This is a genomic window from Piscibacillus sp. B03, assembly GCF_052246295.1.
Lineage (GTDB): Bacteria > Bacillota > Bacilli > Bacillales > Alkalibacillaceae > Piscibacillus.
This window is the reverse complement of sequence record NZ_JBQQCO010000048.1, coordinates 1-5,068: the sequence shown is the minus strand read 5'-3', so window position 1 is coordinate 5,068 and position 5,068 is coordinate 1. Positions and strand designations below refer to the sequence as shown.

The following is a 5,068-nucleotide window of genomic DNA, read 5'->3' as shown; positions in this document are numbered from 1 at the left end:
TTGTTAACGAATCGATCCCAATGATTATGTTTATCAAAAAATATGCGTCTTAGAATATTATCCATACTAAAAAAATACCACAGAACAGCGTTCTATGGCACAATTTTTATACTTTCTTATCTTTTAATAAAAAGCTCAAAACATAGCAAATGCTATATTTTGAGCTTTAAAATGATTCTTTATGTTTTTGATAAGCATCGTGTAAAGCACTTAATTCTTTTTCAAGATTTTCTAGTATGTTTTTACCCGTTGATTCATTAATTAGCTTTAACCTAACCGCAAAATCAACTTCTCTAGATAAACCATACATCTGTGTATCTAAAACCTCTTCATAAAGAGGACATTGAGGCATTGTTAAATTATCCATTTGCACTTTGATTAGTTGCAAAATTTGATCCGCATCCGCCTTTAAGAGGGCTAAGGCTTGTTGATTTTCTTCAAGCGCTACATTGGACGACACGGTAATTCCCCCTTACATTTGAGCTCCTACATAATTATATTATAGGTTATACCTCTAAAATGCAAGGAAACTTGTTTTATGTTAAAAGATTGACCATCTTTTCTCTTCAGCCAACTTTTCTAAAAAACGTAACCCTACCACACTGTTACCTTTCTTATTTAAAGCAGGACCAAATACCGCAATGCCACCACTCTTTTTAATCACTCCCATGACAGCTCCGGATACACCACTCTTAGCAGGAATTCCTACATTTATTGCAAATGTCCCTGATTCATTATACATTCCACAAGTGACCATAAATGTTTTACATACACGGGCTACTTGTGCAGGAATTATTTCTTCGTTTGTTTCAGGGTCTCTGCCATCATTTGCAAATACTGCACCCATTCTTGCTAACTGTTGAACATTCATACTAATAGCACATTGTTTTGTATAAACATCTAATAACTCTTCCACACTTCCAGTGATTACTCCATGTTGCTTCATAAAATAACATAAGGCACGATTTAAAAAGGCCGTTTCGTATTCAGATTGGGCAACTTCAGAGTCATATGTCACCGAATGATCATTTGTCATCAGTCTTACAAGCTTTAAGAGTTCATCAACCATTTCCTCAGAGTTTCGTCCGCGGATCATATTTGTAACTGCTAAAGCACCTGCATTAATCATTGGATTGAAAGGTTTGGCTGGTTTCTCTACTTCTAATTTTGCAACTGAATAAAAAGGATCGCTTGTAGGCTCCTTATCCACACGTGAAAACACTGCATTTTCTCCATGTTGCATAAGCGCAAGTGCTAAAGTAACAACTTTAGAAATACTTTGTATTGTAAAACAATACTCAGATTGACCAGAACATATCATTTCACCTTCTAATGGATAATAAGCAACAGCATTTGTTTCAGGCTGTTGGTTAGCTAAAGCTGGAATATAATCAGCTACTCTACCATTGTTTGCATAAATTCGAACATGTTCTAGCCACTTTGATAAATCATCTTGATAAATTTTTATCATCATAATACTCCTTTCGTGCATTGTTAAGAAATCTTCGTTATACTCATTATTGGACAGATAGTTTTATTAAGATGAGGTGACATAATGTTAATTGTACAAATCGAAGGGAATGTCCAGCACCCTATAACACTAGATCCAACAGTATGGATTTTTGACGACAGAAAAATATTATTAGAAGAAGCGTTTAAAGAAACAACAACTGAAGACGATCAAAGTTCTACTGACAGTGAAAAGCCATGGAACCGTGACCAATATCAACAACAGTTAAACCCACCAATTAACGAAAGCATTAAACGGTTTGATAAGAAAAAAGTTCTAGAAAGCAGCTATTTGATGCCAATTAATTACTTTTTACCGAACTCACAGCCAAACGAAGATGCAACAAAAGCTGTCTTACATACTGAACAAGATTCAACAGAAATTAAATTAAATCAGTTAGAGAACTCTTATTTATTATTTGCATTAAACGGGAAACCATTAACAGAAGATGGACCTGTTCACCTTTATTTTACAGATGGAAGCAATAAGGACGCTCCAATTAAAGGTATTAAAAAAATTGAAATTGTATAATTAAACTTTAAGTTAATCATCAACAAATGGTGATTAACTTTTTTATAACTTTCTTTCATAATTACTCCTTTTCGACGCAAACTATAGAAAAAAGGAGTATGGTAATATGAAATATAAAGGCTTAAACATTGCGATGATTATCATATTGTTCTCGGCCGGTTGTATGTCTCAACAAAGTAATAATAGTAATCAGCTCAATACAGATGCTAAAATTGAGCAATTAAGCGATTCTGAAATTGAACAATCCAATAAACACACAAACCAAGAGGCCGCTCAAAGATTAGCCCATTTAGCCACACAAGTACCGAATGTGAATGATGCCAGGGTATTAGTATTCGGTTCATATACTATAATTGGTATCGATGTAGATGAAGACTTAGATCGATCTCGTGTAGGCTCAGTTAAATATTCGGTTACAGAAGCTGTTAAGGATGATCCATTCGGCCATTATGCTTTTGTCGTTGCTGATGGTGATGTTATGGAACGCATTAGACAAATGAATCAAATGATTAGACAAGGCGAACCTGCTGATAAAGTATTAGATGAGATTTCAAACTTAGTTGGCCGTTATTTACCTGAAACTCCAACTAAGGATAATAATCCTAATAAAGAGAACCCTTCGCAAACTCGAAGTGATGCAGATGAAGATATAACCGATATACAAAGAGAACAAAGCAGTAGCGAACAAGATTAATAAAATAAAAACTGCACCTTAAATCAAGGTGCAGTTTTCTTATTGTGACGTATCTTCTTTATTTTCTTTGTAGTCATTATAATATTGAACACCAAATTGCGCACCTTCAGAAACCATTTTTGAATCTTCGTGGTGACTTACCTCTTCCGGTTTTCCAGCCTTTTCAATCGTATTCGTTTCTTCTCCTAATAACTGATTTTTCACTTTATGGTATTGACTTTTAATTTTACTTTTACGGTTTTCGTCACTAAAAATATATGCACCTAGAGCTGCACTTCCTGCTGCAACTAATGTTGTATAAACTCCTTTTTTCATATGTTCACCACTCCTCTAAGATTATTCTTATTTTTTATTTTCCCTATATTTTCAATTTAAAACATACTCAATGAAAAACATGTTATAATGTTGGACAAGTAGAGGTGATTACTTATGCGTGTAAAATGTGTATTATGTGAACAAATTGAAAGAGTTGAGCCTTTTTCACTCTTAGCAAAAAACCTTAGAAAAAGACGTGTTCAAACATATATCTGTCAAGAGTGTCATGACAGAATTGGCAAGAAGACATTAGAGAGAAGAAAAAATGAAAACTTTAAACTATATGAAGAGCCAGAAGGTGATCCTCATATATAATAAAACATTGCCAACAATAGTTGGCAATGTTTTTTAATCCTCACCTTTTCTTTCACGATGGAGTCTGAACCTGTAAATAGCTAGGACTAAAGAAGTAATAATTAACACTTCTGCAATTGGTAATCCGCCAATCGCGAATATGACAAGCATAAAACAGCCAAACACCAGCAGAGCATAGACAATTATTGATTTCATTAATGGTAATTTCTTAGCAAACCCTAATTTATATGTTATCATTGCTAAAACTGCAACAGTTATAAATAATAACCAAAAACCTTCAGTTCCACCAATATCCATCAAAAAATATTTTTCCACTGGCAGATAAAACTGTTCTTCTAATGAATTTCCGTTCTCATTCATAGCAATCCTCCTCTTAATCCCCATCTATCATACATGATTCATAAATGTTTATCTAGATAGAAGTTACATGTTTTCAAATTTTGTCACATCGTGTAAACTTATATTGGATGAGGTGAGATCATGAACCATAATCAAAAAATGTTTATTTTAGCTGTTTTGGTCATTTTATGCTTTGTTGCAACTGCGATAATGATCAGTTACCAAAATTATTTATTAATCGTATTAACGTTATTCGCCGGATTTGGACTTATGGGTTACGGCTTAAAGTTAAAACGTGATTACCAAAACAAAAATTAATCTGTTCCTTTAGCAGGAACAGATTTTTTTATTCTTTTTCTTGAATAAAGGTCATTAGCGACTCATGAATCGCTTTATTCGAACAAATAACAGTATTTCCAGTCAATAAGTCGAGTGAACTCCCATCAACCCTTGTTGTAATTCCTCCAACTTCATCTACGATAATCTTTCCAGCTGCTATATCCCACGGTTGTAATCTCATGGTGATATAAGCATCAATTATGCCTTCAGCGATGTAAGCAAATTCTAATGCAGCAGAGCCGTAAGATCTTGTTCCTTTTACTTTCCTGACCAGTTCGTGTATTTTCTTTTCATTCAACCTACGATTCGGAATAGCCCAAAAATTGTTTAACCCTACTAAAGCATCTGATAAAGTCTTGTTTGGGTCAATTTGATCTAGCTTTTTCTCATTTTTAAAGGCCCCTTCACCTCTAATTCCCTCATACATGGTATTATTCATGACATCATATATAAGTCCAATTTCCCCAACACCATCATGATAAATACCTACAGATATAGCAAAAAACCTCTGTTGATGCACAAAGTTCATCGTTCCATCAATAGGATCAATAATCCATACTGTACCATCAAGGGAATGCACTTCTTCTCCCATACCCTCTTCACCCAAAATCTTATGATCAGGGTATTTATTCGAAATTTTATCAACAAAGAATTGTTCTGTTTTTTGATCTATTTCAGTTACTAAGTCTTTACGATCTCGCTTAGTGTCTATTTTATAGGGTTTATTCATTTCAGACTTTATTAATTCACCTGCTTCTATAATCCACTGCTTTGCTTCATTTAGTAAGTAATCACGATTCTTCATATTAGTTCATCATCCTTTATTTAGATTTCTAAACAGGTTTGTATATCATTATAAACTAGTTTCATCTTATGCTAAAATAATTTACAGACAAGCAGAGAGTGTAAAATATTTTGTGTAAATGGCTATTCCGATTTTCAATGATATAGAAAAAGGAAGACCCATTCTGTAGAATTAAGTTAGCAGACTAAAATTCACAGAAAAGAGGTCTTCCCTATGAATC

General features: G+C 33.7%; 9 protein-coding genes. 4 read left to right on the top strand and 5 right to left on the bottom strand.

Features of this window, described 5'->3' with window-relative positions; genetic code table 11:
• Positions 1-166: 166 nt before the first annotated feature.
• On the bottom strand, positions 167-460 hold the full coding sequence (locus ACTWQB_RS16545; RefSeq protein ID WP_443140268.1) for a DUF1507 family protein: 294 nt from the start codon (positions 458-460) through the stop codon (positions 167-169).
• An 81-nt stretch (positions 461-541) separates the two neighbouring features.
• On the bottom strand, positions 542-1,471 hold the full coding sequence (glsA, locus tag ACTWQB_RS16540) for a glutaminase A (protein ID WP_443140267.1): 930 nt from the start codon (positions 1,469-1,471) through the stop codon (positions 542-544).
• 84 nt (positions 1,472-1,555) lie between these two features.
• Between glsA and ACTWQB_RS16535 the strand changes: the two genes are divergently transcribed.
• Both ACTWQB_RS16535 and ACTWQB_RS16530 read left to right on the top strand, forming a co-directional pair.
• On the top strand, positions 1,556-2,041 hold the full coding sequence (locus tag ACTWQB_RS16535) for a hypothetical protein (RefSeq protein WP_443140266.1): 486 nt from the start codon (positions 1,556-1,558) through the stop codon (positions 2,039-2,041).
• 106 nt (positions 2,042-2,147) lie between these two features.
• Positions 2,148-2,735: a YhcN/YlaJ family sporulation lipoprotein gene (locus ACTWQB_RS16530; protein ID WP_443140265.1), complete on the top strand. Its 588-nt coding sequence runs from the start codon at positions 2,148-2,150 to the stop codon at positions 2,733-2,735.
• Between the two features lie 39 nt (positions 2,736-2,774).
• On the opposite strand, the gene ACTWQB_RS16525 is transcribed toward ACTWQB_RS16530, so the two are convergent.
• Positions 2,775-3,050, bottom strand: coding sequence for a hypothetical protein (locus ACTWQB_RS16525; protein ID WP_443140264.1), 276 nt, complete (start codon positions 3,048-3,050; stop codon positions 2,775-2,777).
• Positions 3,051-3,164: 114 nt separating this feature from the next.
• Between ACTWQB_RS16525 and ACTWQB_RS16520 the strand changes: the two genes are divergently transcribed.
• Positions 3,165-3,365 (top strand): YlaI family protein, encoded by a 201-nt coding sequence (locus ACTWQB_RS16520; RefSeq protein ID WP_443140263.1) that lies wholly within the window; start codon positions 3,165-3,167, stop codon positions 3,363-3,365.
• A gap of 33 nt (positions 3,366-3,398) precedes the next feature.
• Here ACTWQB_RS16520 and ACTWQB_RS16515 read toward each other — a convergent pair whose 3' ends face one another.
• Entirely contained in the window at positions 3,399-3,725 is a 327-nt protein-coding gene (locus ACTWQB_RS16515) for a YlaH-like family protein (protein WP_443140262.1), read from the bottom strand.
• 120 nt (positions 3,726-3,845) lie between these two features.
• Here ACTWQB_RS16515 and ACTWQB_RS16510 point away from each other — a divergent pair, with 120 nt between their 5' ends.
• Positions 3,846-4,022 (top strand): DUF5325 family protein, encoded by a 177-nt coding sequence (locus ACTWQB_RS16510; RefSeq protein WP_443140261.1) that lies wholly within the window; start codon positions 3,846-3,848, stop codon positions 4,020-4,022.
• Between the two features lie 28 nt (positions 4,023-4,050).
• Here the strand turns inward: ACTWQB_RS16510 and ACTWQB_RS16505 are convergent, their stop codons facing one another.
• A complete protein-coding gene (locus ACTWQB_RS16505; protein WP_443140260.1) occupies positions 4,051-4,848 on the bottom strand; it encodes an inositol monophosphatase family protein in 798 nt (265 codons plus the stop codon).
• Positions 4,849-5,068 lie beyond the last annotated feature (220 nt).

Excerpts from the sequence above, each read along its gene's own strand:
- ACTWQB_RS16530 (WP_443140265.1), top strand. The coding sequence starts at position 2,148 with ATGAAATATAAAGGCTTAAACATTGCGATGATTATCATATTGTTCTCG.
- ACTWQB_RS16535 (WP_443140266.1), top strand. The coding sequence starts at position 1,556 with ATGTTAATTGTACAAATCGAAGGGAATGTCCAGCACCCTATAACACTA.
- ACTWQB_RS16510 (WP_443140261.1), top strand. The coding sequence starts at position 3,846 with ATGAACCATAATCAAAAAATGTTTATTTTAGCTGTTTTGGTCATTTTA.
- ACTWQB_RS16525 (WP_443140264.1), bottom strand. The coding sequence starts at position 3,050 with ATGAAAAAAGGAGTTTATACAACATTAGTTGCAGCAGGAAGTGCAGCT.
- ACTWQB_RS16505 (WP_443140260.1), bottom strand. The coding sequence starts at position 4,848 with ATGAAGAATCGTGATTACTTACTAAATGAAGCAAAGCAGTGGATTATA.
- glsA (WP_443140267.1), bottom strand. The coding sequence starts at position 1,471 with ATGATAAAAATTTATCAAGATGATTTATCAAAGTGGCTAGAACATGTT.
- ACTWQB_RS16515 (WP_443140262.1), bottom strand. The coding sequence starts at position 3,725 with ATGAATGAGAACGGAAATTCATTAGAAGAACAGTTTTATCTGCCAGTG.
- ACTWQB_RS16520 (WP_443140263.1), top strand. The coding sequence starts at position 3,165 with ATGCGTGTAAAATGTGTATTATGTGAACAAATTGAAAGAGTTGAGCCT.